26 protein-coding genes are annotated in these 25,774 nt (G+C 56.6%); 14 read left to right on the top strand and 12 right to left on the bottom strand.

Annotation, left to right across the window (positions count from 1 at the left end; translation table 11 throughout):
* Positions 1-44: 44 nt before the first annotated feature.
* The 4 genes from V6R85_RS13030 to V6R85_RS13045 are packed head-to-tail and all read right to left on the bottom strand — an operon-like array spanning position 45 to position 2,780.
* Positions 45-410 carry a helix-turn-helix domain-containing protein gene (locus V6R85_RS13030; protein ID WP_060725292.1) on the bottom strand — a complete coding sequence of 122 codons (366 nt, stop codon included), beginning with the start codon at positions 408-410 and terminating at the stop codon, positions 45-47.
* Complete coding sequence (locus V6R85_RS13035; RefSeq protein ID WP_003505344.1) at positions 407-976, bottom strand: Smr/MutS family protein; 570 nt, start codon at positions 974-976, stop codon at positions 407-409. Before V6R85_RS13035 ends, V6R85_RS13030 begins: the two co-directional genes overlap by 4 nt.
* Positions 976-2,085 carry a murein transglycosylase A gene (gene mltA, locus V6R85_RS13040; protein WP_111792795.1) on the bottom strand — a complete coding sequence of 370 codons (1,110 nt, stop codon included), beginning with the start codon at positions 2,083-2,085 and terminating at the stop codon, positions 976-978. The genes V6R85_RS13035 and mltA overlap by 1 nt, the downstream gene beginning before the upstream one ends.
* On the bottom strand, positions 2,082-2,780 hold the full coding sequence (locus V6R85_RS13045) for a Tim44/TimA family putative adaptor protein (protein ID WP_003505341.1): 699 nt from the start codon (positions 2,778-2,780) through the stop codon (positions 2,082-2,084). Before V6R85_RS13045 ends, mltA begins: the two co-directional genes overlap by 4 nt.
* 140 nt (positions 2,781-2,920) lie before the next feature.
* On the opposite strand from V6R85_RS13045, the gene V6R85_RS13050 reads away from it, so the two are divergent.
* Together V6R85_RS13050 and secB are read left to right on the top strand one after the other, a co-directional pair.
* Positions 2,921-3,469 (top strand): FxsA family protein, encoded by a 549-nt coding sequence (locus V6R85_RS13050; RefSeq protein WP_003505340.1) that lies wholly within the window; start codon positions 2,921-2,923, stop codon positions 3,467-3,469.
* Positions 3,470-3,571: 102 nt separating this feature from the next.
* Entirely contained in the window at positions 3,572-4,054 is a 483-nt protein-coding gene (secB, locus tag V6R85_RS13055; protein ID WP_004444254.1) for a protein-export chaperone SecB, read from the top strand.
* A 98-nt stretch (positions 4,055-4,152) separates the two neighbouring features.
* Here the strand turns inward: secB and dnaQ are convergent, their stop codons facing one another.
* From dnaQ to V6R85_RS13080, 5 genes are read right to left on the bottom strand one after another with little or no spacing between them, the layout of a single operon-like run.
* Positions 4,153-4,851 carry a DNA polymerase III subunit epsilon gene (gene dnaQ / locus V6R85_RS13060; protein ID WP_099085783.1) on the bottom strand — a complete coding sequence of 233 codons (699 nt, stop codon included), beginning with the start codon at positions 4,849-4,851 and terminating at the stop codon, positions 4,153-4,155.
* Positions 4,844-5,452, bottom strand: a complete 609-nt coding sequence (gene coaE, locus V6R85_RS13065; protein WP_060725295.1) for a dephospho-CoA kinase — start codon at positions 5,450-5,452, stop codon at positions 4,844-4,846. Before coaE ends, dnaQ begins: the two co-directional genes overlap by 8 nt.
* On the bottom strand, positions 5,452-6,312 hold the full coding sequence (locus tag V6R85_RS13070; RefSeq protein WP_111834598.1) for a shikimate dehydrogenase: 861 nt from the start codon (positions 6,310-6,312) through the stop codon (positions 5,452-5,454). Before V6R85_RS13070 ends, coaE begins: the two co-directional genes overlap by 1 nt.
* Complete coding sequence (locus tag V6R85_RS13075; RefSeq protein WP_003505332.1) at positions 6,305-6,904, bottom strand: Maf-like protein; 600 nt, start codon at positions 6,902-6,904, stop codon at positions 6,305-6,307. Before V6R85_RS13075 ends, V6R85_RS13070 begins: the two co-directional genes overlap by 8 nt.
* 31 nt (positions 6,905-6,935) lie before the next feature.
* Complete coding sequence (locus V6R85_RS13080) at positions 6,936-7,757, bottom strand: pyruvate, water dikinase regulatory protein (RefSeq protein ID WP_111784284.1); 822 nt, start codon at positions 7,755-7,757, stop codon at positions 6,936-6,938.
* A 409-nt stretch (positions 7,758-8,166) separates the two neighbouring features.
* Between V6R85_RS13080 and hemE the strand changes: the two genes are divergently transcribed.
* From hemE to V6R85_RS13120, 8 genes are all read left to right on the top strand, one after another.
* A complete protein-coding gene (gene hemE / locus V6R85_RS13085; protein WP_031233715.1) occupies positions 8,167-9,201 on the top strand; it encodes a uroporphyrinogen decarboxylase in 1,035 nt (344 codons plus the stop codon).
* On the top strand, positions 9,198-9,743 hold the full coding sequence (hemJ, locus tag V6R85_RS13090; RefSeq protein WP_020809711.1) for a protoporphyrinogen oxidase HemJ: 546 nt from the start codon (positions 9,198-9,200) through the stop codon (positions 9,741-9,743). Before hemE ends, hemJ begins: the two co-directional genes overlap by 4 nt.
* Before the next feature lie 185 nt (positions 9,744-9,928).
* The gene (gene rho / locus V6R85_RS13095) at positions 9,929-11,194 is read left to right on the top strand and encodes a transcription termination factor Rho (RefSeq protein ID WP_004444236.1); all 1,266 of its coding nucleotides are present in this window, start codon (positions 9,929-9,931) and stop codon (positions 11,192-11,194) included.
* An 87-nt stretch (positions 11,195-11,281) separates the two neighbouring features.
* The gene (gene mnmE, locus V6R85_RS13100; RefSeq protein WP_336377071.1) at positions 11,282-12,613 is read left to right on the top strand and encodes a tRNA uridine-5-carboxymethylaminomethyl(34) synthesis GTPase MnmE; all 1,332 of its coding nucleotides are present in this window, start codon (positions 11,282-11,284) and stop codon (positions 12,611-12,613) included.
* A gap of 63 nt (positions 12,614-12,676) precedes the next feature.
* Positions 12,677-14,560 carry a tRNA uridine-5-carboxymethylaminomethyl(34) synthesis enzyme MnmG gene (gene mnmG / locus V6R85_RS13105; RefSeq protein ID WP_111834599.1) on the top strand — a complete coding sequence of 628 codons (1,884 nt, stop codon included), beginning with the start codon at positions 12,677-12,679 and terminating at the stop codon, positions 14,558-14,560.
* Between the two features lie 11 nt (positions 14,561-14,571).
* The gene (gene rsmG / locus V6R85_RS13110) at positions 14,572-15,189 is read left to right on the top strand and encodes a 16S rRNA (guanine(527)-N(7))-methyltransferase RsmG (protein WP_111834600.1); all 618 of its coding nucleotides are present in this window, start codon (positions 14,572-14,574) and stop codon (positions 15,187-15,189) included.
* A 19-nt stretch (positions 15,190-15,208) separates the two neighbouring features.
* Positions 15,209-16,003 carry a ParA family protein gene (locus tag V6R85_RS13115; RefSeq protein WP_003505322.1) on the top strand — a complete coding sequence of 265 codons (795 nt, stop codon included), beginning with the start codon at positions 15,209-15,211 and terminating at the stop codon, positions 16,001-16,003.
* Between the two features lie 30 nt (positions 16,004-16,033).
* A complete protein-coding gene (locus V6R85_RS13120) occupies positions 16,034-16,915 on the top strand; it encodes a ParB/RepB/Spo0J family partition protein (protein WP_003505321.1) in 882 nt (293 codons plus the stop codon).
* Between the two features lie 59 nt (positions 16,916-16,974).
* Here V6R85_RS13120 and V6R85_RS13125 read toward each other — a convergent pair whose 3' ends face one another.
* Positions 16,975-17,184: a DUF1674 domain-containing protein gene (locus V6R85_RS13125; protein ID WP_003505320.1), complete on the bottom strand. Its 210-nt coding sequence runs from the start codon at positions 17,182-17,184 to the stop codon at positions 16,975-16,977.
* Between the two features lie 116 nt (positions 17,185-17,300).
* Here V6R85_RS13125 and htpX point away from each other — a divergent pair, with 116 nt between their 5' ends.
* From htpX to purH, 4 genes are all read left to right on the top strand, one after another.
* The gene (htpX, locus tag V6R85_RS13130; protein WP_111834601.1) at positions 17,301-18,266 is read left to right on the top strand and encodes a zinc metalloprotease HtpX; all 966 of its coding nucleotides are present in this window, start codon (positions 17,301-17,303) and stop codon (positions 18,264-18,266) included.
* Positions 18,263-19,648: an RsmB/NOP family class I SAM-dependent RNA methyltransferase gene (locus tag V6R85_RS13135; protein WP_111834602.1), complete on the top strand. Its 1,386-nt coding sequence runs from the start codon at positions 18,263-18,265 to the stop codon at positions 19,646-19,648. The genes htpX and V6R85_RS13135 overlap by 4 nt, the downstream gene beginning before the upstream one ends.
* A 125-nt stretch (positions 19,649-19,773) precedes the next feature.
* Complete coding sequence (locus V6R85_RS13140; protein WP_162695551.1) at positions 19,774-21,441, top strand: heparinase II/III family protein; 1,668 nt, start codon at positions 19,774-19,776, stop codon at positions 21,439-21,441.
* A 152-nt stretch (positions 21,442-21,593) separates the two neighbouring features.
* Entirely contained in the window at positions 21,594-23,210 is a 1,617-nt protein-coding gene (gene purH, locus V6R85_RS13145) for a bifunctional phosphoribosylaminoimidazolecarboxamide formyltransferase/IMP cyclohydrolase (protein ID WP_111834603.1), read from the top strand.
* Between the two features lie 84 nt (positions 23,211-23,294).
* On the opposite strand, the gene V6R85_RS13150 is transcribed toward purH, so the two are convergent.
* Both V6R85_RS13150 and V6R85_RS13155 read right to left on the bottom strand, forming a co-directional pair.
* Positions 23,295-24,827: a UxaA family hydrolase gene (locus V6R85_RS13150; protein WP_111834604.1), complete on the bottom strand. Its 1,533-nt coding sequence runs from the start codon at positions 24,825-24,827 to the stop codon at positions 23,295-23,297.
* A 44-nt stretch (positions 24,828-24,871) separates the two neighbouring features.
* Positions 24,872-25,564 (bottom strand): FadR/GntR family transcriptional regulator, encoded by a 693-nt coding sequence (locus V6R85_RS13155; protein ID WP_111834605.1) that lies wholly within the window; start codon positions 25,562-25,564, stop codon positions 24,872-24,874.
* Positions 25,565-25,774: the final 210 nt, after the last annotated feature.

Consider the following 25,774-nt stretch of genomic DNA (forward strand, 5'->3'; position numbering starts at 1 on the left):
CCGCATGCTTCAGGATGCTGAATAAAGCAGGGGATAGAGGGGTTTCAATCGCAAGAACGGCTTTTTTGCAGCAAGGCTGACAGTTCCTCTACCACACTCGGCGGCAGCTTGCGAATATCCCGTGCGAGACGGTTGGCGAAAGCCGTATATTGCGGCGGCAGGCCGATGGTGTCGATCACCACTTTCGGGTCGGACGAGCCGGCCAGAAAGAACAATTCCTCCGCCTCATCCCAGATGATGTTGAAATATCCGGCGATGCGCTGCAGCAGATCGAAGCTCGGCTTTCCACGCTTGCCATGCTCGAGCGCCGAAAGATAAGCCGGCGACACGCCGATGGCGGCGGCCATCTGTTTCTGCGTCACGCCCTTGCGTTCACGAAGCTGCCGCACGGCCTCCGCAAAGGGCGTCATGACTTTTCACCCCGCCGACGCGCCAGCCGCACATAAAGCGCGCCGTCGCCGCCGTGATTGGCGGATGCATCCTCATAGGATGAAATCAGGTGGCGATATTCCGGTTTGGAAAACCACATGGGCACCGCCCTTTTCAACGCGCCATCGCTGCCAATGGAACGCCCCTTGCCCGTTATGACGAGCACATGCCTGAGACCCCGTTCATGCGCGCGCAACAGAAAATCAAGCAGCACCGCATGGGCTTCGCTCTGGAACATGCCGTGCAGATCGATCCGCCCTTCCAGCGGCAGTCGGCCACGCGTGAGCTTGCGCTTGACCGGTTTTTCCATCGGCTGATGAATTTTCGGCTTTTTGTCCGGAGCCGCTGACGGCGGCTCGGCCGGCTCGGCAAGCATGCGGGGGAAGCTGCTCTTGCCGGTCTGGGAAACCTCGGGTTCAACCAAAGGCTCCTCCATGTCCTCGAAAGCCAGCAAGTCTTCCAGTCTGCCGGAGATCGGCCGCGTGGTTTTTGCGACCTTTCCCCACAGAATGCGCTCTTCCTTGCCGAGCTTGCGACTGCTCTTCATCACCGATACCTCTCCGCAGCAACCCGCGGTATCAGTATATAAAACTCGGCCTCATTGCGCACCGTACCGGCAAGCTCTCCTGCTTCGAAACCGGAGCCCGTGAAGATATCGCCACGGGCCGGGCCGACAATGGCTGAACCCGTATCGAGCGCCAGCATCAGCCGCGCGAAAGGTTTTCCACCATCGAGATGGGTAAGCGACGGTGAATGGATGAAGAAGGGAAGCCCGAACGTGTGGATGAGCCTGTCCACCGCAAGCGCCCGCCCCGCAACGAGCGGCACTTTTGCGGCGGCAATCGGCCCCATATCCAGATCTGCGACATCCGCCTCCCGGAAAAAAATGTAGGAGCGGTTATGCCATAACACCCCATCCACCTCGTCGGGATGGTCAGCGAGCCATTTGCGGATCGTCTGCATCGATACGGTTTTCGGATCAAGTTCCCCGCGATCAAGAAGCAGGCGGCCAATCGGCGAAAAAGGATGCCCGGCCTTGGCCGCATAGGTGATGCGCTTTACCGCGCCATCAGGAAAAACCAGACGCGCCGCACCCTGCACATGGACAAAAAACAGGTCCACCTTCGATCTCGCCCAAGCGATCTCAAGGCCCCTGCCCTTCAGATGCCCTTCATCGATCGCCTGGCGGTCGGGAAAATAGGAAATACCGTCCTCGTCCGCCCCGCCGAAAGCATAGGACGGATCGAAGCCAGCGGGCCGATTGGTATCGTCGATATCCACCAGTTCGGGCGGCCGGCGGTAAATCGGATAACGCCAGATGTCGTCGGGTTCAGATGACACTTCCAGTTCGGGTTCGTAAAAAGCGGTTACGAAACCGCTTTTTCCCGGAGCCGAAGAAATCCTGAAAGGCACGCAATTGGTTTCGAAAAACCGGCGCGCCTGTTCCGGACTGTTTGCTAGGTTTTTCTCAGCACTTTCCAGAAGCGAAACAAGTTCCGCCGCCGTGACCCCGAGCGCGCCGGTCCTGTAGGGTTTTGCGTTCCGAAGATGCGACAGGATTGTCGCCATCGCGGGAAAAAGCTTGCCCGGATCGTCTTGCCGCCATCCGGGCAGGTCGCTGAAAGAAACTTCCTCGATCGAAAAGGGCGCGGTCATTGCTCGGATTCGGTAGCGATCAGCTTCCAGTTCGGATCACGCGAGCGGATATCGCGCGAGAAGGTCCAGATATCATCCACCTCCGCAACCGTATCCGGATCGCCATCCACCAGCTTGCCGTCCTTGTCATAGGTCGCCGAAATCAGCTGGCTGATGATCCTCAAGGTGATCTGCACTTCGGAATCGCGCACACCGGCCTGGGTAATATCTGCTTTCTCAATGCCCACGAAGGTGGACTTCACCACCTCGCCACGACCTTCACGCTCCGAAATCGCCGCTTCGAAACCATCGAAAACCTCCTTCGACAGAAGGTTCTTGAGCGTCTTGCGATCCCCATCGGCAAAACCCATGACGATCATTTCATAAGCCATGCGAGCGCCGTTCAGGAATTCCTTGGGACCGAAGGACGGGTCCCTGGTCATCACCTCACGCAGCGATGCATTGAGTGGACTATCGACGGGCGCTAGCGCATCCGCCTCAGCAAAGCGGTTCTCATCCTCTGCTTCGCTGCGTTTCGGCAAGGTCACGACCTTGTTATCATCTGCAACGGGGCCCTTTGCCACATCTCGCGGGCTATAGGGGTCGAATGGCGGCTTCTCATTGCCCGTACGGCGGCCAAGGACGCTGCGCAGCTGAAAGAAGATCAGCACCGCTGCAACGAGAAAAAACAATGTGATAAAGTCGCTAAAGCCCATGTTTTACCAAAACCGCCATTTAAATTCGAAAACCTCACCATCATATAGTCTGCATCTTATCATCATTCAAATGTGCAGATTCAATCATCGGTGTCCCGGGAACCGGCAATCTGCCAGAGATGCACACGCAAGGCTAGAAGATGCGTTTTTCCTTTCTCCCCATCGTCATCCTGATGATGCCCATTCTCGAAATTGCCGGCTTCATTATCGTCGGCAAAGCGATCGGCTTGTGGCTGACATTGGCGCTTGTCCTGTTCACGTCGTTTCTGGGGCTCCTGATCCTACGTCTCGGCGGCATCGGCATGGTGAGAAACCTTCAGGATGCGGGCCGCACCGGCGCGCAGCCGGCGGATGAACTGGTGAATGGCGCTATGCGCGTCGTTGCCGGGATCCTGCTTATCATTCCCGGCTTCATTACCGACATTCTCGGCCTTCTGCTTCTGTCTCCGATCGTACGGCGGTTTTTCTGGAAAGCCTTCGGACCGCGGGTCGTCGTTGCGGGTTCGTTTCGGCAATCCGGCCAGCAATCCGGTCCTCAGCCCGGTGATTTTTCCGGCTTTCGCAACGGTCCGGGACATGCCGGCAATTCGAAGGTGGTGGATCTCGACGAGGAGGAGTTTCACCGCGAGGAGCCAAAGGGTTCCCCATGGTCGCGCAAACCTGATGATCGCGACCTGCCCAAACCCTGATCTCGGGCGGAATGGATCGCGATGACCCGATCACGAAGGGTTGTAAGCCCCGGGTCGAAATGATAGACCGCCTTCCACGAATTCACGCCGTGAGGAAACGTAATGACCGCTGAAAATGGTGCACAGGGCGCAGTAAGTCCTTCCCTCAACATTCTTGCCCAGTACATCAAGGATCTTTCCTTCGAAAATCCGGGTGCTCCTCGTTCGCTTCAGGCCCGTGAGAATGCGCCTTCGATCAACATCAATGTCAACGTCAATGCAAACCCGATCTCCGGCTCGGATTTCGACGTTGTCCTGACGCTGAATGCGGAAGCCAAGGATGGCGACAAGGTCCTGTTTGCGGCCGAGCTAGTTTATGGCGGCGTGTTCCGCATTGCCGGTTTCCCGCAGGAGCATATGCTGCCGGTGCTGTTCATCGAGTGCCCGCGCCTGCTCTTCCCCTTCGCCCGCCAGATCATCGCCGACGTCACCCGCAATGGCGGCTTCCCGCCGCTGATGATCGACCCGATCGATTTCGCGCAGATGTTTGCGCAGCGCGTTGCCGAAGAACAGGCCAAGGCCCAGGTTCAGGCTGTACCGAACTAAGCGGCGCCCAAGGCCCTACATTGCAGATAAAACAAAACCCGGGTTCTTCGCCCGGGTTTTTCTTTGGCCAGAGTTCCATTTCAACGCCTCAGCAGGCGTCAATTCTGGTAGCGGTTCCAAATTGCCTTGTCGCCCATGCCAAGAACGAGCTTGCCATGGGTCGCCACCGTCTCCGCATCCAGTCTTGAGGGCAAAGGGCTCGGCCGTTGCAGCGGCGCAAGCGGCACATCATCCTCGATGACAATGGTTTCCTGCTTGGCGGCGGAACCGAAGCCGAGCGCCGTCTGCCGCCCGCCGATCATTTCAATATAGACTTCGGCCAGCAGTTCGGAGTCGAGAAGTGCGCCGTGCTTGGTACGGTGGGAATTATCGATGCCGTAACGCCGGCAAAGCGCATCCAGCGAATTCGGCCCCATGGGGTGCTTGCGGCGGGCAAGCGAAAGCGTGTCCGTCACCAGATCGGCGGACACCGGTTCGATGCCGAGGCGAGCGAATTCGGCATTGATGAAGCCCATGTCGAATGTGGCATTATGCGCCACCCAGCGCGCACCATCGAAGAAGTCACGAATCTGGTCGACGACCTCGGCGAATTTCGGTTTGTCTTTCAGAAACTCGTCGGTAATGCCGTGAACGGCAAGCGCGTCGGGATGAACCTTGCGATCTTCAGGGCTGATATAGAGATGCAGCGTGCGGCCGGTGGGAAAGTGGTTGATCAGCTCGATACCGCCGATTTCAATCACGCGGTCCAGCTTCGATTCAAGGCCTGTGGTTTCCGTATCGAAAATGATCTCACGCATTCATCTCTCCGCGGCGCGACTCAGCGGCCAGTTTCTGCAATATCTCTCTTACCTGATCCCGTGCTGCTTCGACACCACTTCCGGAATCGACGATAAAATCGGCACGCCGGCGCTTTTCCGCATCGGGCGTCTGTCGGGCGAGGATCATTTCGAATTTCTCTTCCGTCATGCCGGGTCGGGACAAAACCCGCTCTCGCTGAATCTCCGGCGCACAACTTACCACCACGACTTTATCGACGCGACTTTCCGCCCCGGTTTCGAACAGCAGGGGGATATCGAGGAGGGCGAATTGCCGATCGTCTTTCCTTGCCGCCGCCAGAAAGGCTTCCTGCCTCTTGCGTACCAGCGGATGCACGATCTCCTCCAGTCTGCCAAAATTAGCCGGATTCTCCCGCAAGACATCGCCGAGTTTCTGCCTGTCCACCACACCGGAAACGGTGGTACCCGGAAATGCTGCCTCAATCAGCGGAACGGCTTCGCTCCGGTATAGCCCATGCACGACCTCATCCGAATCGAGAACCGGAACCCCTTCCCCCGCAAACAGCTTGGCGGTCGTCGTTTTTCCCATTCCAATCGAGCCGGTGAGACCGATGACGATCATCAATGTTTCTCCATGTCCTCGATGATGAGAGAACGCAGGGTTTCATCCACCTCAGGCATTTTGCCGAACCATCGCATGAAACCGGGTTTTGCCTGATGAAGCAGCATGCCCAATCCGTCGACCGTCGCAATGCCTTGCTCTTCCGCCATCTTCAGGATCGGGGTCTTCAAAGGCACATAGACGATATCGGTCACGACGGCCTGGGCGGCCAGCGGCGAAAAATCAAGATGCGGCGCTTCCGTTCCATCCATGCCGAGCGATGTCGTGTTCACGAAAAGCCCAGCGCCCTGCATAACCTCATGAAGCGCTGCCTGGGGATGGGAAAAGACCCGCGGTCCAAAACGGTCGGCCAGTTCACGCGCACGTTCGACGGTACGATTGAGGACGTGGATTTCGGCAATACCGCGATCACGCAGGGACTGAATGACTGCCCGGCTTGCGCCGCCGGCACCCAAAACCACGGCCCGCTCGGCCTTGTCCCAGCCCGGATGACGTTCATCGAGATTGGCGACGAAACCGTAACCATCCGTATTGGTGGCGCGAAGACTGCCCTCCTCCATCCAGACAGTGTTGGCGGCACCGAGTTCTTCCGCCAGAGCATCGGGTTTATCTGCCAGCCGATAGGCCGCTTCCTTATGGGGAATAGTGACATTGCCGCCGACGGGTGTGCCCGGCTTGCCTTCCTTCAGCACTGCAATGAAATTCGTGAAATCATCAGGAGAGACTTCAACGGCCTTATACGAACCGGCAATCCCGAATTTCTTCAACCAGTAAGAATGGATAATAGGCGACCGCGAATGCTTGATCGGGTAACCGACAACGAAGGCATTTATGGTTAATGTTTCACGTGAATCAGCCATCGATGACATCCATGTCGCGCAGTTTCGATAAAAGCGGCAGAAGCGGCAGACCTAGAATGGTGAAATAATCGCCCTCGATTGAGGTGAATAGCTGGATTCCCTCTCCCTCAAGCTGGTAAGCGCCGACACTGCTCAAGGCCTTTTCGCCCACCCGTTTCAGGTGACGGGAGACAAATTCTGCACTTAATGTTCGAACGCCTAGCTCGGCGCTGGAAACGGTCTGCCACACCACCTCTCCATGCCGGACGAGAACGGCAGCGCTGTTCAGACGATGGACCTTGCCGGACAATGAGAGCAGATGCGCTTCGGCCTCCACTATCGTTTTTGGCTTGTGATAGACACGGGCACCAAGCGCCATGGTCTGGTCGCAGCCAAGAACCAGTGCTTCCGGATGGAGCGCGCCGACCGCAAGAGCCTTGGCCCTGGCAAGTTCCAGTGCGACCTCTTCCGGGCTGGCGCCGTCTCGTTCCAGCTGCTCATCGAGCGCACGCTCATCAATATCCGCCGGGATTGCCGAAAATGTCAGCCCCGCATTGCGCATCAGCATCTGGCGGGATGCGCTGGACGAGGCGAGGATCAACTCTTGTTTCATCGACTGTCTGCTCCGAATGGTGCGATCCGGATTATCGCGTCCTCGAGCGGAGGGCAAGGATGGCTGCGGCCGTTTCCTCGATGGAGCGGCGTGTGACATCAATCAGTGGCCAATTATTGCGGGCGCAGAGCGAGCGCGCATATTTCAGCTCTTCCATGATGGTGGCGCGATCCGTGTAACGCCCGCTGTCAAATCCGCCCGTCGTGCCCAGCTCCCGGTTTTCACGCACCTGCGATATGCGATCCGATGTCGCGACCAGACCCACAATCAGCGGCCGGGTGGCGGCATAGAGGCTTTCGGGCAAAGGCACATTGGGAACAACCGGAATATTGGCAGTCTTTATTCCCCTGTTGGCGAGATAGATGCTGGTTGGTGTTTTTGATGTGCGGCTGATGCCGATGATAACAATATCAGCCTCGTCATAGGTTTCCGGCATTTGCCCATCATCATGATCCATGGCGAAATTGAGCGCCTCGATCCGGGCAAAATAATCCGCATTCAACGCGTGCTGCGCGCCCACCCGCCGTCGGGACGGCGCACCGAGATAAGTCTGGAAAATACCAATGATCGGTTCGAGGACATTGACGCAGGGCACCCCGATCGCATGGCACCGCAGATCCAGGAACTCGGCCAGCTGCTGATCGACGATGGTATAGAGGACGATACCCGGCTCCTTGTCGATGAGGTCGACCACCTGCGCGAGCTGTTTCTGGTTTCGGATCATCGGATAGACATGTTCCACCGGCATTGAGGCGTGGAACTGGGCCGAGACGGCACGACCGGCCGACATCAGAGTCTCGCCGGTTGAGTCCGAAATCAGGTGCAGATGGAAGAAGCTTTTTTTGTTCTCCACGCTGTTTTTCTCCCGCTGTTGATAAACCGGGACAAATCCCCGAATTGCCCTGCGGGTCGAACCGCGCCGTGAATAAAGTGGTGTTTTTCCACAATCCGCAAGTGGCTTCAATCATCGCCGGCGCGCCTGTGAATTATTTGAAGAATGTGGAGTTGTTCAAAAATTCTCCCCAGATTATCCACAGATATGCGGTTTTCTGGTTCGGCGGTAACTAAATGAAATAATTTAGTAAATTGTCGTTTTCCGAATTATCTACGAGTAAGCACATCGACAATATCCTCAGGTACCTGATGGGCCTTGCAACTGCGGCATTTCGACTGGAATGATTTTAATCCTTGCTACTCACAGACTCTAAGAAATAGAAAATCTTTTAAATCTCTTTGATTTTATTTTTTAGAAGCTAGGTGCCATGAGCGAACGCAAGGTTATGACGGTGTTGAACGGGCAGACGGTCGCGCCGCCGCCCATTTGGCTGATGCGACAGGCTGGGCGCTATCTTCCCGAGTATCGGGAAACGCGGAAGAGTGCCGGAAGTTTCCTCGATCTCTGTTATAACCCCGAGCTGGCAACGGAGGTCACTCTCCAGCCCATTCGCCGGTTCGGGCTGGATGCCGCAATTCTCTTTTCCGATATTCTGGTGATACCCGACGCGCTTCACCGCAACGTCTCCTTCAGCGAAGGCAAGGGTCCTGCCATGGACCCGATCGATGTCAGTGGTATCGAGAAGCTGGATGCCGCAAATGTCATGGCGCATCTTTCGCCCGTTTTCGAAACCGTTTCCCGTTTGCGTAAGACCTTACCGGATGAAACGACGCTTCTTGGCTTTTGCGGCGCGCCTTGGACGGTTGCGACCTACATGATCGCGGGACACGGAACACCGGATCAGGCTCCGGCGCGGCTGTTCGGTTATCAGGAGCCGGCCGCCATGGAAAAGCTGCTGGCTTTTCTTGCCGATGTTTCCGCTGATTATCTGGTGGCGCAGATCGATGCCGGCGCCGATGCGGTGCAGATATTCGATTCCTGGGCCGGTGTGCTCGGTGAGAAGGAATTCGAGGATTATGCGATAAAGCCGGTTGCCCGCATTATCGCATCGGTGCGCGCCCGTCGGCCCTCGGCAAAGATCATCGCTTTCGCCAAAGGGGCCGGTTATCTTCTCAAAGATTATCGTCGCAAGACGGGCGCTGACGCCATCGGGCTCGACTGGTCGGTGCCGCTCGGTTTTGCCAGGGACTTGCAGAAGGAAGGCCCGGTGCAGGGCAATCTGGATCCCATGCTGATGGTAGCGGGCGGCAAGGCCTTGCAGGATGGCATCGACGCTGTTTTGCAGGCGCTGGGACAGGGTCCGCTGATCTTCAATCTAGGCCATGGCATTACCCCGCAGGCTGACCCGGAAAACGTCACCCGGCTGGTGCAGCGCGTGCGCGGCGGTGGAGCCGGGGCATGAGTGATGAAAAACAAACCTCCGCCCGTTCCGGCAATCGCGCGGCTCTGCGCGCCGGCATTGCACTTGGTGTCTTTGCCGCTTTCGTCGCCCTGTTATTTTATGCTGATCCGGCCGATCTCTATCTGTGGGTCAAGGCGCTGCATATCATCGCCGTGATTTCCTGGATGGCGGCGATTTTTTACCTGCCGCGGCTTTTCATCTACCACACCGATGCACCCGTCGGTTCGCAGCAATCCGAAACCTTCAAGGTCATGGAGCAGCGGCTGATCAAGGTCATCATGAACCCGGCAATGATGATTTCCTGGATATTGGGGCTTTATCTCGCATGGTCGGTTTATGGTTTTTCCGGCGGCTGGCTGCATGCAAAAATCGGGCTGGTGGTGCTTTTGACAGCGACACATGTTTATTTCACCCGCAGTGCGAAGCGTTTTGCGCGGGATGAAAATACAAGACCTGCTCGTCACTGGCGGTTGATGAATGAAGTTCCGACCCTGCTGATGATCCTGATTGTCATACTTGTGGTTGTGAAACCCTTCGGTTAAGACGGTGCAACGATAAATTTCGCGGAATTCGTGCTTTCCTCTTGCAGCGGCCGTGTTCAATCGCTATTTTCGGACCACTCATCTTCGTGGCATGTGAATTATTCAGTCATCTGCGGTGTCTTCCTCAGCATCTGATTCGCGAACACGCCCTCCCCCAAATTACATTATTAAACGGTCTTTCCTTCATGGCTGAAATGAAGCTTCAGGAACTTAAGAGCAAATCGCCTACCGACTTGCTGACTTTTGCTGAATCCCTGGAAGTTGAAAATGCGAGCACCATGCGCAAGCAGGAGCTTATGTTCGCAATCCTCAAGGTTCTCGCGAGCCAGGACATCGAAATAATCGGCGAAGGCGTCGTTGAAGTCCTGCAGGACGGGTTCGGATTCCTGCGGTCCGCAAACGCAAACTATCTGCCCGGTCCGGACGATATCTATATTTCGCCCTCGCAGATCCGCCGGTTCTCGCTGAAGACCGGTGATACCGTTGAAGGCCCGATCCGCGGCCCCAAGGAAGGCGAGCGTTATTTCGCACTTCTCAAGGTCAACACGATCAATTTCGACGATCCTGAAAAGATCCGCCACAAGGTTCACTTCGACAATCTGACGCCGCTCTACCCGAATGAGCGCTTCAAGATGGAACTGGATGTTCCGACCTCGAAGGACCTGTCGTCGCGTGTGATTGATCTTGTCGCGCCGCTCGGCAAGGGCCAGCGCGGTTTGATCGTGGCGCCGCCGCGCACCGGTAAGACGGTTCTGCTGCAGAACATCGCCCATTCCATCACGGCAAACCATCCGGAATGCTATCTGATCGTTCTCCTGATCGATGAGCGTCCGGAAGAAGTGACCGACATGCAGCGTTCGGTGAAGGGCGAGGTTGTTTCCTCTACCTTCGACGAGCCGGCAGTCCGTCACGTGCAGGTCGCTGAAATGGTCATCGAAAAGGCGAAGCGCCTGGTCGAACACGGCCGCGACGTTGTCATCCTGCTCGATTCCATCACCCGTCTTGGCCGCGCCTACAACACGGTTGTTCCCTCCTCCGGCAAGGTCCTGACTGGTGGTGTGGATGCCAATGCCCTGCAGCGCCCGAAGCGTTTCTTCGGCGCTGCTCGTAATATCGAGGAAGGCGGTTCGCTGACGATTATCGCCACGGCGCTGATCGATACCGGCAGCCGTATGGACGAAGTCATCTTCGAAGAGTTCAAGGGTACCGGCAACTCGGAAATCGTGCTTGACCGCAAGGTTGCCGACAAGCGTATCTTCCCGGCTCTGGATATTCTCAAATCCGGTACGCGTAAGGAAGACCTGCTGGTGCCGCGCCAGGATCTGCAGAAGATTTTCGTTCTTCGCCGCATTCTCGCGCCGATGGGAACGATGGACGCCATCGAATTCCTGATCGACAAGCTGAAGCAGACAAAGAACAATTCGGATTTCTTTGAATCGATGAATACCTGATCCGAACTTTTAGCCGGATTCATCATAAGATTTGTAAAGCCGTATCCGTTCACTCGGATGCGGCTTGACTGTTTTAGACCGAGGTAAATGATGCCAGCTTCCGCCGATACGATCTATGCGCTTTCCAGCGGTGCCTTGCCTGCTGGCGTCGCTGTTCTCAGGATCAGCGGGTCAGGGGCTTTTGATACCTTGAAGATGCTGACGGGTCGGGACCTTCCATCACCAAGAAAGACCACACTCTGCTCGATTCGGAATCGAAACAATGAGGTGATCGACCAAGCGCTGGTAATTGCTTTTCCAGCGCCAAATTCTTTCACCGGTGAGGATTGCGTCGAAATTCATAGCCACGGCAGTCGCGCGGTTATCGCTTCGATTTTTACCGAACTCGAAAACCTCAGTGGATTTCGACCCGCTGATGCTGGCGAATTTTCCCGTAGAGCCTTCGAGAACGGGAAGATGGACCTCCTTGAGGTCGAAGGTCTGGCAGATCTGTTGCAAGCCGAAACGGAAATGCAGCGACGGCTGGCGGTGGAACAGAGCACCGGCAAATTATCGGCACTCTATGATGGCTGGGCCAGTCGCCTGACGCGGGCTCGCGCCCTTATAGAAGCGGAACTGGACTTTGCAGACGAAGAGGATGTTCCGGATTCGGTGGCTGCACAGGTCTGGGACGCAGTGGCGCAGTTGCGCGGGGAAATCCGTGATCATCTCCAGGGAGGCGGAAGTGGCGAAATCATTCGTGACGGGTTCAAGGTTGCGCTCGTTGGCGAACCGAACGCGGGCAAATCCACCCTCTTGAATGCCCTCAGCGGCCGAGATGTTGCGATCGTCACCGACATTGCCGGCACGACGAGAGATGTCTTGAGTGTCGACATCAATCTGGAAGGTTATCTGGTCCGGATCTTCGATACGGCAGGAATACGGGAAACACAGGATGTCGTGGAACTGGAAGGTGTTCGGCGTGCGGTTCTGACAGCTGAAACGGCAGATATTATTCTACTGCTGCAAGATAATGATTCGCCCCCGAAACAACCTCTCGAATCATTCAAAAATCGGAGCTATCTCCGGGTTAGAACAAAAGCTGCACTTCATCCCACTACATTGGACGATCAATTTGATTTGTCTATCTCAGCCAAAGAGGGAATAGGCCTGAACGAATTGCGTTCGGTGCTCAAGCAGGAGATAGAAAAACGCGTCGGCGCCGGCCAGACTTTGTTTCCCGCCCGTGCCCGTCATAAAAAACGACTTGAAGAGACGCTGAACTATGTTAGTGATGCGCTCGATTCCGCGACCCCAGATCTTGCTATAAGGTCGGAATATTTGAGGCTCGCCGCCACATCGCTCGGACGGATCACCGGCCGTGTTGATGTGGAAGATTTGCTGGGCGTGATCTTCTCGGAATTCTGCATAGGAAAATGATTCACGTGAAACATCGGCGGCTGAGACCGTGATGTTGACGCTGACGGAACAGGGCGCAAGGATATGCACCAGTCATTCGATGTCATTGTTATTGGTGGTGGTCACGCGGGTAGCGAAGCCGCTGCCGCGGCTGCAAGGCACGGCGCAAAGACCGCCCTTGTGACCCACAAGCGCGAGACGATTGGCGTCATGTCCTGCAACCCCGCTATCGGCGGTCTCGGCAAGGGGCATCTCGTTCGTGAGATCGATGCGCTGGATGGTTTGATGGGCCGCGTTGCCGATGCGGCGGGTATTCAGTTCCGCATGCTCAATCGCAAGAAGGGCCCCGCTGTTCGCGGGCCGCGCACACAGGCCGATCGACGGCTTTATCGCGAGGCGATGCAGCGTGAAATCGATGCGATTGAAAACCTGACGATTATTGAGGGCGATGCTTTCGATATTGAAATGGACGATGATCGGGTCGCGGCGGTTATCATGAAAAACGGTAGCCGGATTCCTTGCGGCGCCGTCGTGCTGACGAGCGGCACCTTCCTGCGTGGTCTCATTCATATCGGTTCCGAAAAGATTCCGGCGGGGCGCGTAGGAGAAATGCCGTCTCTAGGTCTCTCGGACACGCTCTCACGGCTCGGTCTTGTTATGGGTCGTCTGAAAACAGGGACCCCTGCCCGACTGGACGGACGTACGATTGACTGGAATGCGGTGGATCGCCAGGCGGCTGATGAGGATCCCGTACCGTTTTCCTTCATGACGGATCATATTGTTAATCCCCAGATCGAGTGTGGCGTCACTCGCACCACGCCTGCTGGTCACAGGATTATCAAGGACAATATTCATCTATCGGCAATGTACTCCGGTCAGATCGAAGGGGTTGGTCCGCGTTATTGCCCGTCAATCGAAGACAAGATAACCCGTTTCGGCGAGCGGGACGGCCACCAGATATTTCTTGAGCCGGAAGGCCTTGATGATCACACCATCTATCCGAACGGCATATCGACTTCCCTGCCCGCTTCTGTGCAGGAGCAATTTATCAGGACGATACCCGGGCTTGAACAGGTTACAATTCTCCAGCCTGGCTATGCGATCGAATATGATTATGTCGATCCGCGCGAGCTGAAGCCGTCTCTGGAATGCCGCAAGATTCCGGGGCTGTTTCTTGCCGGCCAGATCAACGGCACGACCGGTTATGAAGAAGCGGGTGCCCAGGGTCTCGTGGCCGGTCTGAACGCTTCGCTTTATGCGGGCGATGCTGATCCAGTCTATTTCAGCCGCACCGAGTCCTATATCGGTGTCATGATCGATGACCTGACGTCAAAGGGTGTCAGTGAACCCTACCGGATGTTTACATCAAGAGCGGAGTATCGCCTCTCGCTGCGCGTGGATAATGCGGATCTGCGACTTACACCGGTCGGCCAGATGGTGGGCATTGTCGGTCGTGAGCGGCAGGAACGCTTTGCAAAGTTCATTTCCGATCTGGATCGTGGTCGTGAGTTGATGAAGGCAATCTCCATCAGTCCGTCCCAGGCGGCAAAACAGGGATTGAAACTCAATCAGGACGGCCAGCGCCGTTCCGTTTATGAATTACTCGCCTATCCTGATATGACGTTGGAGACCCTCGCTGGACATTGGCCTGAATTGGGCGCGCTTGACAGGAAAGTCGCCGAAGTCTTGCAGATCGAAGCGAGCTATGCGGTCTATATGCAGAGGCAGAGCGCTGATATCGTTGATATCAAACGGGATGAAGACAGGAAAATTCCCGACGATTTCGACTTTAAGGACCTCTCCGGCCTCTCCAATGAGCTTAAACAAAAGCTGGAAAAAGCCCGTCCCGAAAATATTGCGCAGGCCGCCCGTGTTGACGGCATGACACCGGCTGCGATATCGCTGCTGCTCGCGCTTCTGCGGAAGGACTCCGCAACGCGAAATGAAAAATTGCGCATGCACCAATAGCGAGTCGGATTATGAAGATAAACGGCCAGAGTGTTTCACGTGAAACACAGGAAAGGCTCGAACATTTTGTCGAGCTTTTTAAGAAGTGGAACAGAACCACAAATCTGGTCGCGCCCTCCACTCTCACTGAGCTTTGGAGCCGGCATGTCGCCGACAGCGCGCAGATATTTCAGCTCTCCCCTCGGCCGAAAAACTGGATCGATCTTGGAAGCGGGGGCGGATTCCCTGGTGTCGTCACTGCAATTTTTCTGGCTGAGCTTGGCGATGGCTGGGTCGATCTCGTTGAAAGCAACAATAAAAAAGCGGCATTCCTGCGAATTGCACTGAAGGAAACCGGTGCAAGAGGTGCAGTACATCCTGTCAGAATCGAGACGGCACCTGAAGTCATCAAGAATTGCGACGTCGTTTCAGCACGCGCGCTCGCCGAACTGGACCTGCTTTTCGATTATATTCACCCCTGGGCGCAGAAAAATCCAAATCTGAAGGCCTATTTTAATAAAGGCCGGGATTATGATTCCGAAGTGCAGAAAGCACATGGTCGCTGGGAGTTTGATCTGGTAAAACATCAGAGTGCCATTGAGGCAGATTCTGTTGTTCTTGAAATCAGCAACCTCGTTTTGAGGCGCTGACGAACTGGCCAGGTGCGGTATGACTTTTGAAAAAAACCGGATTATCGCAGTTGCTAACCAGAAAGGCGGCGTTGGTAAAACAACCACCGCCATTAATCTGGCTACCGCGCTGGCGGCTATTGGTGAGCGGGTGCTGATCGTGGATCTGGACCCGCAGGGTAATGCGAGTACCGGCCTTGGAATCGACCGCAAGGAGCGCAAGCTTTCGTCTTATGATCTTCTGGTGGGAGATCATGGAGTCGCGGAAGTTGCTGTTCCCACGGCAGTTCCCAATCTCGATATCGTGCCTTCCACGATGGATCTGCTCGGTTTCGAGATGCAGGTCGCGAATGTTTCCAACCGCGTTTTTCTGTTGCGCGCAGCCATGGAAACACAGGAAGCCAGAGGCTATTCCTATATTCTTGTTGATTGCCCCCCTTCTTTCAATCTTCTGACCATGAATGCGATGACGGCGGCGCATTCTGTACTCGTGCCACTGCAATGCGAGTTCTTTGCGCTGGAGGGCCTTAGTCAGCTGCTGGACACGGTCAGTCAGATTCGAGGGTCGGTCAATCCGCAGCTTGATATACAGGGCATCGTTCTGACGATGTTCGATGCGCGGAACAATCTTGCGCAACAGGTTGTGTCAGATGTGCGCACGCATCTTGGAGAAAAGGTTTACCACACGCTCATTCCACGCAACGTGCGTGTTTCCGAAGCGCCTTCTTATGGTAAACCGGCAATTCTTTACGATCTGAAATGCGCCGGCAGCCAGGCCTATTTGCAGCTGGCGTCCGAAGTGATCCAGAGAGAGCGTCTGCGTAAAGCCGCCTGACGTTTGCCGGAATGTATGGAGTAATATCTTATGAGTGATGATCTTTCCAAGCGTCGGCTGGGGCGCGGTCTTGCTGCATTGATCGGAGAAATGGATCAACCAGTGCCGGTGGGTGAGCCTCAGCGCGCTGTTAATGCTGACCGTACCATTCCGATCGAATTCATCGCTCGCAGCCAGAGAAACCCCCGTCGTCATTTCGATGAGAATGAGCTGCAGGATCTGGCCGCCTCCATTCGTCAGCACGGAATTGTTCAGCCTGTGGTCGTGAGAACAGTTGGAGTCAACCGCTACGAGATTATTGCGGGTGAAAGACGCTGGCGCGCGGCGCAGCTGGCGGGCTTTACCGATGTCCCTGTCATCGTTCGCGACGTGGATGATCGCACGGCGCTGGAATTAGCGATTGTCGAAAACGTACAGCGTTCAGATCTCAATCCGCTCGAAGAAGCGATGGGATATGAACAGCTGATCGCCGAACACGGCTATACGCAAAATGATCTCGGCGAAATCATCGGCAAGAGCCGAAGCCACGTTGCCAACAGCCTTCGGCTTCTCAAGCTTCCAGATCCGGTACGTGATATGCTGGCGGATGGTTCGCTTTCCGCAGGTCACGCGCGTGCGCTTGTTTCCACATCCGATCCGGCGACGCTTGCAAAAACAATCGTGTCCAAGGGACTTTCGGTGCGTGATGCCGAGCGCCTGGCGCAGAACGATATCAAGTCGCAGGGTGATGTCGCGGAGAAGCGACCTGCTGCGGAAAAGGATTCCGACACGATCGCGCTCGAACGCAGCCTGTCCGATGCTCTCGGACTCGATGTGAAGATCAGCCACAAAGGTGGATCCGGGCAAATCCGCATCGGTTACCGGACGTTGGAACAGCTTGAAGCGGTATGCCGCCTTCTGGAGCAGAAGTAGTAACTAATTGTTTTTAATTATAAAATACCCGCCAAAGGCGGGTATTTTTATTTGTGGGCTCAAAAATCGATGGCCCGGCCTTTTATTTCGTAATCACCGAAACGCACAGGTTCAGCGCCACCGCGACCGCCGGTTTCCGGCGGCAATTGCAGATCGGCCTGTTGTCTGCGCCGTTCTTCTGCTTCCTTCAAAGCCCGTTGCGCCGCCGGCGAAAGCTGCTTGGCCCTTTCTGCGCCGTCCGTGGCATTGTCATTATCCGCATTCTGCATGAAATCCTCCCTATGACGGGATATTGAAATACGTTTGCCGCTTACCAGATTATATAATCTGATGGGCTTTATAAACCCCGGAATATTCCCGGTGAGTGAGAAGGAGAGTTTAACGGATGAACATGATGCGCACGGCAATGCTTCTGGCCTTCATGACCGCATTGTTCATGGGTGTCGGTTTTCTGATTGGCGGCAAGGGCGGCATGATGATTGCGCTGCTTATTGCGGCCGGTATGAATCTTTTCTCCTACTGGAATTCTGACAAGATGGTCCTCGCCGCCTATCATGCGCGGGAGATTGATGAGGCCAATGCGCCTGAGTTTTTTCATATGATCCGCGATCTGTCGCAGAATGCCGGTCTGCCAATGCCAAAGGTCTATATTTACGACAGCCCGCAGCCCAATGCCTTCGCGACTGGACGAAATCCGCAGAACGCCGCTGTTGCGGCTTCCACCGGATTGCTGGAGCGGCTAACTCCTGAGGAAGTGGCCGGTGTCATGGCGCATGAACTCGCACATGTGCAGAACCGGGATACGCTGACCATGACAATCACCGCCACGCTGGCGGGTGCCATTTCCATGCTCGGCAATTTTGCCTTCTTCTTCGGCGGCAACCGGGAGAACAACAACAACCCGTTGGGTTTTATCGGCGTGCTGGTTGCGATGATTGTCGCGCCGCTGGCGGCAATGCTGGTGCAGATGGCGATCAGCCGCACGCGTGAATATTCCGCCGACCGCCGCGGCGCGGAAATCTGTGGCAACCCGCTCTGGCTTGCCTCCGCCCTGCAAAAGATTTCGGGCATGGCGCAGCGCATTCACAATGATGATGCCGAGCGCAACCCGGCGACGGCGCATATGTTCATCATCAATCCGCTTTCCGGCGAGCGCATGGACAATCTCTTTTCCACGCATCCGAACACGGAAAACCGCGTGGCGGCGCTGCACGCCATGGCACAGGAGTTTTCTCCGCGAGGATCGACGCCGCCGTCCTCGGGTGATAGACCTCTGCGCAAATCAAGCTCTGTTCCCAAAACAGGCTGGGGACGAGGCAATGAAAACGAGCGCAAGGGGCCGTGGTCTTGACATCCGATATTCAGAATAAGCCGGCGCGGTCCAGAAAACCGAGACCTGCAAATGGGAGGGGCCGTGAAGACGGCCCTTCGTCTTTCCAGGATAAGCCAGGCCTTGCCGCGCGCATTGCCGCCACCCGCATTCTAGCGGCCGTTCTGGAAAAGAAGACCTCGCTGGACGGGATGCTTGATAACGAAAACGGCAATCCCGTCTATCGAGCCCTGTCGCTTGCCGACCGGGCGCTGGTAAGGGCCATCGTCAACAGCGCGTTTCGCCACCTGCCCCGGATTGAAACGGCATTGTCGATGCTGCTCGATGGGCCGCTGCCGCAGGGCGCGCGATCGCTGCACCACGTCCTTGTCGTCGGTGCAGCCCAAATGCTCTACCTCGATGTGCCGGATCATTCCGCTGTCGACCTCGCCGTGGAGCAGGCTCACCGTGATCCGCGCAACAAGCGTTTCGTCAAGCTGGTGAATGCCGTTCTCAGAAGGCTCGGTCGTGAAAAAGCGGAGATCGAAAAGGCTGTCGCCGATGTTCCCGTGCTGCCGGACTGGTTCTATGCGCGGCTTGTTTCGGCTTACGGAAATGAGGCAGCCCAAAGGATTTCGCAGGCGCAGCTGACACCCTCCTCCATTGATCTCACGATCAAGGCGGATCCCGCTCTTTGGGCGGAGAAACTGGGCGGTACGCTCATGCCGAACGGCAGCGTGCGACTGGGTGAATTCGAGGGACAAATCCCATCGCTCGAAGGTTTCGCCGAGGGTGCATGGTGGGTGCAGGATCTTGCGGCGAGCATGCCTGTCAGGTTACTGGGCGATATCTCCGGCAAGCGTGTCGCCGATCTCTGCGCGGCCCCGGGCGGCAAGACCGCCCAGCTTGCGCTGGCGGGCGCCAGGGTGACGGCGCTGGATCAATCCGGCAACCGTCTTCGTCGCCTCAGGGAAAATCTCGATCGACTTGGCCTAAATGCCGAGACGGTGGAGGCGAATATGCTGAAGTACCAGCCGGAACAGCTTTTTGACGCGGTTCTCCTTGATGCGCCATGTTCTTCCACCGGGACACTTCGCAAACATCCTGATGTCTGCTGGACCAAGGATGAGAACGATATCGCCAAATTGGCCGCTCTTCAGGGCCAGATGCTGCGGCAGGCGCTGACCCTTGTTGGTCCCGGCGGTCTCGTGGTCTTCTCCAATTGCTCGCTTGATCCTTCCGAAGGGGAGGAGATGATTGCCGAGGTTCTGGCGGAAAATCCCGGCGTGGAGCGTGTTGCCGTCCGCCGCGAGGATTGGCCCGGAATGGAAGCGGCTATCAGCGCCGATGGCGATCTTCGTACGACGCCTGATATGTTCGGCGGCGTCGATGGGTTTTTTAGCAGTGTCTTGCGTAAGAAGTAGAAAAAAGCCAAGCTCTCGCGAATCATTAGATATTTATCGAAAACGTTCCGGTCGTCGCGGTTCACTGATAAAAACAAAACATGTGAAACGGGAAACACAGCTTGTTAGGGTCCTTTGCAGGCAGCATGAATGCCGCCGGTCTTCTGTCGCGGATGGCGTATCGTCATTTGTGTGTCGGCCTTACGCCTTTGCGCCTGCATGTGTCGCGATTTGCCAATCGTGTGCCCGATGGTCTGGTGGCGGCGCCGACCGATCTCAGAGCGATCGATCCCTATTTCGCCGAGGAATTGTTGCGGGGCCGCATCGCGTTGGCCGGGCGTGTCGTCGAAACCGGCGGGGCTTCGCCCTTTCAGGTGGACTACCCCTCGGCGGTTTTCGAAGAACGGCTGCATGCATTCACTTGGCTGCGTCATATTCGATCCGATAAATCGAGCGAGGCCTGCAAGCGGGCTCGCCGCATCGTCGCCGAATGGATGGTGATCCATGGCAGACGGCTTGCGGGTATCGCCTGGTCGCCGGAAATCGCGGCGCAGAGGTTGATAGCCTGGCTCTCGCACTCTCCCGTGGTTTTATACGAGGCTGATGCCGGTTTTTACCGCCGTTTCCTGAAAAGCCTTACCTTTCACGTGCGGTATCTCGAAAGAATCGTCAGACATGCGCCTGACGGCGAAGCGCGGCTGAGGGTTAGGATCGCGCTTGCCATGGCCTCTATCGCCATGCCTACCCGCCTGTCGCGCATCAACCGGAACGGAATGAAGCTGGCTCAGGAAATGGAACGCCAGATTCTGCCCGATGGCGGGCATGTTTCCCGTAACCCACGGGTCATGCTGGATTTGCTGCTCGATCTCCTGCCGCTGCGACAAAGTTATATCAATCTGGGCCATGATCTCCCCTCCGGTCTGGTGCCGGCGATAGACCGCATGTTTCCGGCGATTCGGTTCTTCCGGCATCAGGGCGGCGATCTCGCGCTGTTCAACGGCGCCACGGCCACACTGGCCAATGAGCTTGTTTCCGTGCTGCGCTACGACGAAACGGCTGGCAGGCCCTCCAAAGTCCTGCCGGATGTGAACTATCACCGGCTTGCGACGGACGATACGGTCATCATCGTCGATACGGGGTATCCCGCTTCTGCGGAGCTTTCACGTAGTGCCCATTCGGGTTGCCTGTCTTTTGAAATGTCCTGTGGCAAGAACCGCTTCATCGTCAATTCAGGCTTTCCGCGAAATGCCGCGCCGGAATATCAGCGGGCCAGCCGTTCCACGGCCGCGCATTCCACCGTCACGCTTGCGGATACATCATCCTGCAGACTGTCGCGCTCGCGGCTGCTTGGTCCCATCATGGTATCTGGCGTCAGCCATGTCGACAGCCGGCGTGGAACGGATGCAAATGGCAATGACATCCTGTGGGCGTCTCATGACGGCTATTTGCAGAATTTCGGCTGCTATCACGAGCGGGAAATAGAATTGAATGCGGCCGGCACCAAGATAAAAGGCCGGGATCTGCTTCGGGCTGATGAGAATGCCGCAAAAACGCAATTGCAGTCGATCTCCGCGGTTTCGCGTTTCCACATTCATCCTCACATTCAGCTGCATCAGCGGGACGAAGAGTCGGTCTACTTGGAGGCGGCGGATGGAACCGTCTGGCTGTTTTCGGCGCCCGGGCTGGAGCTTTTCGTCACCGAGGATGTCTTCATGGCCGATGCGTCCGGCATGCGGCCCTCTCAGCAGATCGAGCTCTCCTTCAATCTTGCGAATACGCGGGAAATCCGCTGGCTGATCGAACGCCAGGCCTAGGAAATTTCCGGCGGTGCGGGGCAAAAACCGCCATAGTTTACGCCGTTTGACATCCCCGCTGTTTATTAATCCGGTAAGCTGTGTTAACGCGGCGGCAATTGCTGGATCAATCCCATTCCAGCCTGTCCTCCCCGTTGAACGGAGTATGCCTGATGGCCGTCGTGTCCAAGAAAATCCCCGCCCCCGACAAGGTCAAAATCCGCACGGCGCTTCTTTCCGTGTCTGACAAGACTGACATTATAGAGCTGGCGACGGTTCTGTCGAAGCTTGGCGTCAAGCTCCTGTCGACCGGTGGTACGGCGAAAGCCATTGCGGAAGCAGGCCTGCCGGTGACGGATGTCTCCGACGTGACGAATTTTCCTGAGATTATGGACGGCCGCGTCAAGACTCTGCACCCCAATGTCCATGGTGGGCTGCTGGCTATCAGGGACGACGCGGAGCATGTCGAGGCGATGAAGGCGCACGGCATCGAGGCGATCGATCTCTCGGTTATCAATCTCTATCCTTTCGAGGAAGTTCGCGCCAAGGGCGGCGATTATCCGACGACGGTCGAGAACATCGATATTGGTGGCCCGGCAATGATCCGCGCTTCCGCCAAGAACCATGCCTATGTCACTGTTGTTACCGATCCGTCCGATTACCCTGACCTGGTTGAAGCCCTGCAGGCTGATGACGGCCAGACCTCCTATGCGCTACGCCAGCGTTTTGCCGCCAAGGCCTATGCCCGCACGGCTGCCTATGACGCGGTGATTTCCAACTGGTTCGCGCAAGCGCTTGCGATCGAGACGCCGGATTACCGCGCCATCGGCGGCGCGCTGAAGGAAAAGATGCGTTATGGTGAAAACCCGCACCAGAGCGCAGGCTTCTACCTGACGGGCGAAAAGCGCCCTGGCGTGGCGACCGCCACTCTGCTTCAGGGCAAACAGCTTTCCTACAACAACATCAATGATACGGACGCAGCTTACGAGCTTGTGGCGGAATTCCTGCCGGAAAACGCGCCGGCCGTTGCCATCATCAAACACGCCAATCCCTGTGGCGTTGCGACCGGCCCGACGCTTGCCGAAGCCTATCGGCGCGCGCTGGCATGTGATTCCGTTTCCGCCTTTGGCGGCGTTATCGCCTTGAACCGCACGCTTGATGCGGAAACGGCGGAAGAGATCGTCAAGCTCTTCACGGAAGTCATCATCGCACCTGACGTGACGGAAGAAGCCAAGTCCATCATCGCCCGCAAGCCGAACCTGCGCCTGCTGACCGCTGGCGGTCTGCCTGATCCGCGCGCGGCCGGGATTACGGCGAAGACCGTTTCGGGTGGCCTGCTGGTGCAGAGCCGCGACAATGGCATGGTCGAAGATCTGGATCTCCAGGTGGTCACCAAGCGTGCGCCAACGACGCAGGAGCTTGAAGACATGAAGTTCGCCTTCAAGATCGCCAAGCATGTTAAGTCCAATGCCGTTATCTATGCTAAGGACGGGCAGACCGCAGGCATCGGTGCCGGCCAGATGAGCCGTGTGGATTCCGCCCGCATTGCCGCCCAGAAGGCGGAAGATGCCGCCAAGGCTCTTGGTCTTTCCGAGCCGCTGACACGCGGCTCTGCCGTCGCTTCGGAAGCATTTTATCCCTTTGCTGACGGTCTGCTCGCCGCGATCGCCGCAGGTGCTACCGCTGTTATCCAGCCGGGTGGCTCCATGCGCGATCAGGAAGTGATCGACGCTGCGAACGAGCACAATGTGGCAATGGTCTTTACCGGCATGCGTCACTTCCGCCACTAAGTGCGGAACAGGCAGAAATGACAAAGGCCCGGAAAGTGATTTCCGGGCCTTTTGTTTCACGTGGGACAGTCTGGTGTCGCAGGTTCAGGTCACAGCCCCAACCTGCCAAGGCACAAATTCGTTGTCGCCGTAGTCGTAAATCTCGCTGACGGTCTTGTCGCCGGATGCGACGGCCAGAATATGCTCGAAAATTCGTTTGCCGGATTGTTCGATGGTTTCGTTGCCGGTGACGATCTCGCCGCAATTGATATCCATGTCTTCCTTCATGTGTTCATACATTTCGGAATTGGTGGCGATCTTGATGCAGGGAGCCGGCTTGAAGCCCGAGACCGAGCCGCGGCCGGTGGTGAAACAGATGACGTTGCAGCCGCCCGCGACCTGGCCGGTGACGGCAACGGGATCATAGCCTGGTGTATCCATGAAGACGAAACCCTGCTCCGTCACGGTCTCGGCAAATTCATAAACCGCCTTCAGCGGCATGGAGCCGCCCTTTGCGACTGCGCCGAGTGATTTTTCCAGAATGGTGGTCAGGCCGCCAAGCTTGTTGCCGTGGGAAGGGTTGTTGTTTAGTTCGTCACCGTTGCGGGCGGTATAATCCCGCCACCAGTCGATACGCTGCAAGAGCTTCTCGGCGACGGCAGGGGTGACTGCGCGCTTCGTCAACAGATGCTCGGCGCCGTAAATCTCCGGCGTTTCGGAGAGGACTGTGGTGCCGCCGTTGCGGACGATGAGGTCGGAGGCATAACCCAGGGCCGGGTTAGCGGAAATGCCAGAGTAACCATCCGAACCACCACATTCCAGCGCCACCTTCAGCTTGGAGAGTGGTTGCTCGGTGCGGCTGGCGGCGTTGACCATTGGCAGCATGGCCTTGATCTCGGCGATCGCCGCATCGATCGTCTTGCGGGTGCCGCCATGCTGCTGGATCGTCATGGTGCGCAGCCGCTCACCCTCTTCCATCTTGTAATGTTCGAGGATGGGGGCGATCTGGTTGGTTTCACAGCCGAGGCCGATCAGCAGAATGCCGCCGAAATTCGGATGGCGGGCATAACCCTGAATGGTGCGGATCAGCAGGCGGTAACCTTCCGATTTTGTATTCAGCGCACAGCCGCCCCCATGGGTCAGCGCCACGACGCCATCGACATTGTCGAAACCATCAAGGCCGCCCTGCTTGTTGAAATAATCGGCGATGTAACGCGATACCGTGGCGGAACAGTTCACCGAAGCGATGACGCCGATATAGTTTCGTGTTCCGACGCCACCGAGGCCGCGGTCATACCCCTTGAACGTCCGGCGCTCGGCTTCCGGCAGCATGCCCTTTTCTTCAATATCGATACTGAACTGATGCGCGTGTTCGGACGGCACCATGGCGAGATTGTGCAGGTGAACATGCCGGCCGGGCTCGATATCCTGTGTGGCGATGCCGATCACCTGTCCGTATTTCAGCACCTCGTCTCCGGATTTGATGAGTTTGAGGGCCACCTTATGTCCGCGCCCGATCAATTCGAGCGCCGCCAGATCTCCCCTGCCCGTTGCGCCGCCGGCCGGAATGGACCGACGCGCCACCGCGACATTGTCGTTGGCGTTCAGCAAAATGGTTGCCTCGGAATTCTCACTCACGGGTTATCCTCCTCCCGGTATATATTGTCTGCTATGTTTCGAAATCAGCTTTCTACCCAGCGTCTCTTCGAACCTTCCAGATGGGTATGCATGGCTGCCTGCGCCAGCAGCGGGTCTTTAAGCTCAAGCGCCGCCAGAATGGCTTCATGTTCCTGAAGCGCATGGGTCCAGGTATCGCGGTCTTCAAATTTCACGCGAAGCTGGGCCGAAATCGGGCTGTGGCGCTCATCGAAAAGGTTCGCCACCATTCGGGCCAGAACGCTGTTACCGGATTGCTCGGCTATGGTGACGTGAAACAGCCGGTCCTGATCCAGAGGTTTGCGACTGGCCTCGATTTCCCTTTGCATGGTGTTGAGTATCTGGCGGAGGGTCGCGATCGTCTCATCGGTCATCCGGCTTGCCGCCAGCACGATGGTCGCGCCCTCCAGCGCGGCCCGCGCCTGCATCAGTTCGGAGGGGCTGTCGCCAAGCGATTTGGTATGATGGGTCGTCTGCAGAGCTTCCGCCGACACATAGACGCCGGAACCCATGCGAATCTCGACGGTGTTGTCGATTTCAAGCGCAATCAGCGCCTCGCGCAACGAAGGCCTTGATACACCGAGCTTCTGGGCCAGTTCCCGTTCGGCGGGAAGCCGCGTACCGGGTAGGAATTCACCCATATCGATGAGTTCACGTATCTGGTCCGCAATCTGCTGATAAAGCCTGCGCGGTTCCGCTATTTTGGCCTGACCACTCATGTGTTTTCCGACGAGCCCTATCTGCAATCCGTATTTGGCCTTACCGTAACGCCAAGCGTATCAATGCGCAAGGAATTACTTAATCATATGAAAATACATGCTTATTACCGATATGATTTCGATACTCTGTTTCCGCTTCGGATGCAGGATAGCAAATTTTGACCTAATTGGCTTGACCATTCTGAAAAACCGGCCTAACCATTTGACCTG

The organism is Agrobacterium sp. CCNWLW32, assembly GCF_037083425.1.
Lineage (GTDB): Bacteria > Pseudomonadota > Alphaproteobacteria > Rhizobiales > Rhizobiaceae > Agrobacterium > Agrobacterium radiobacter.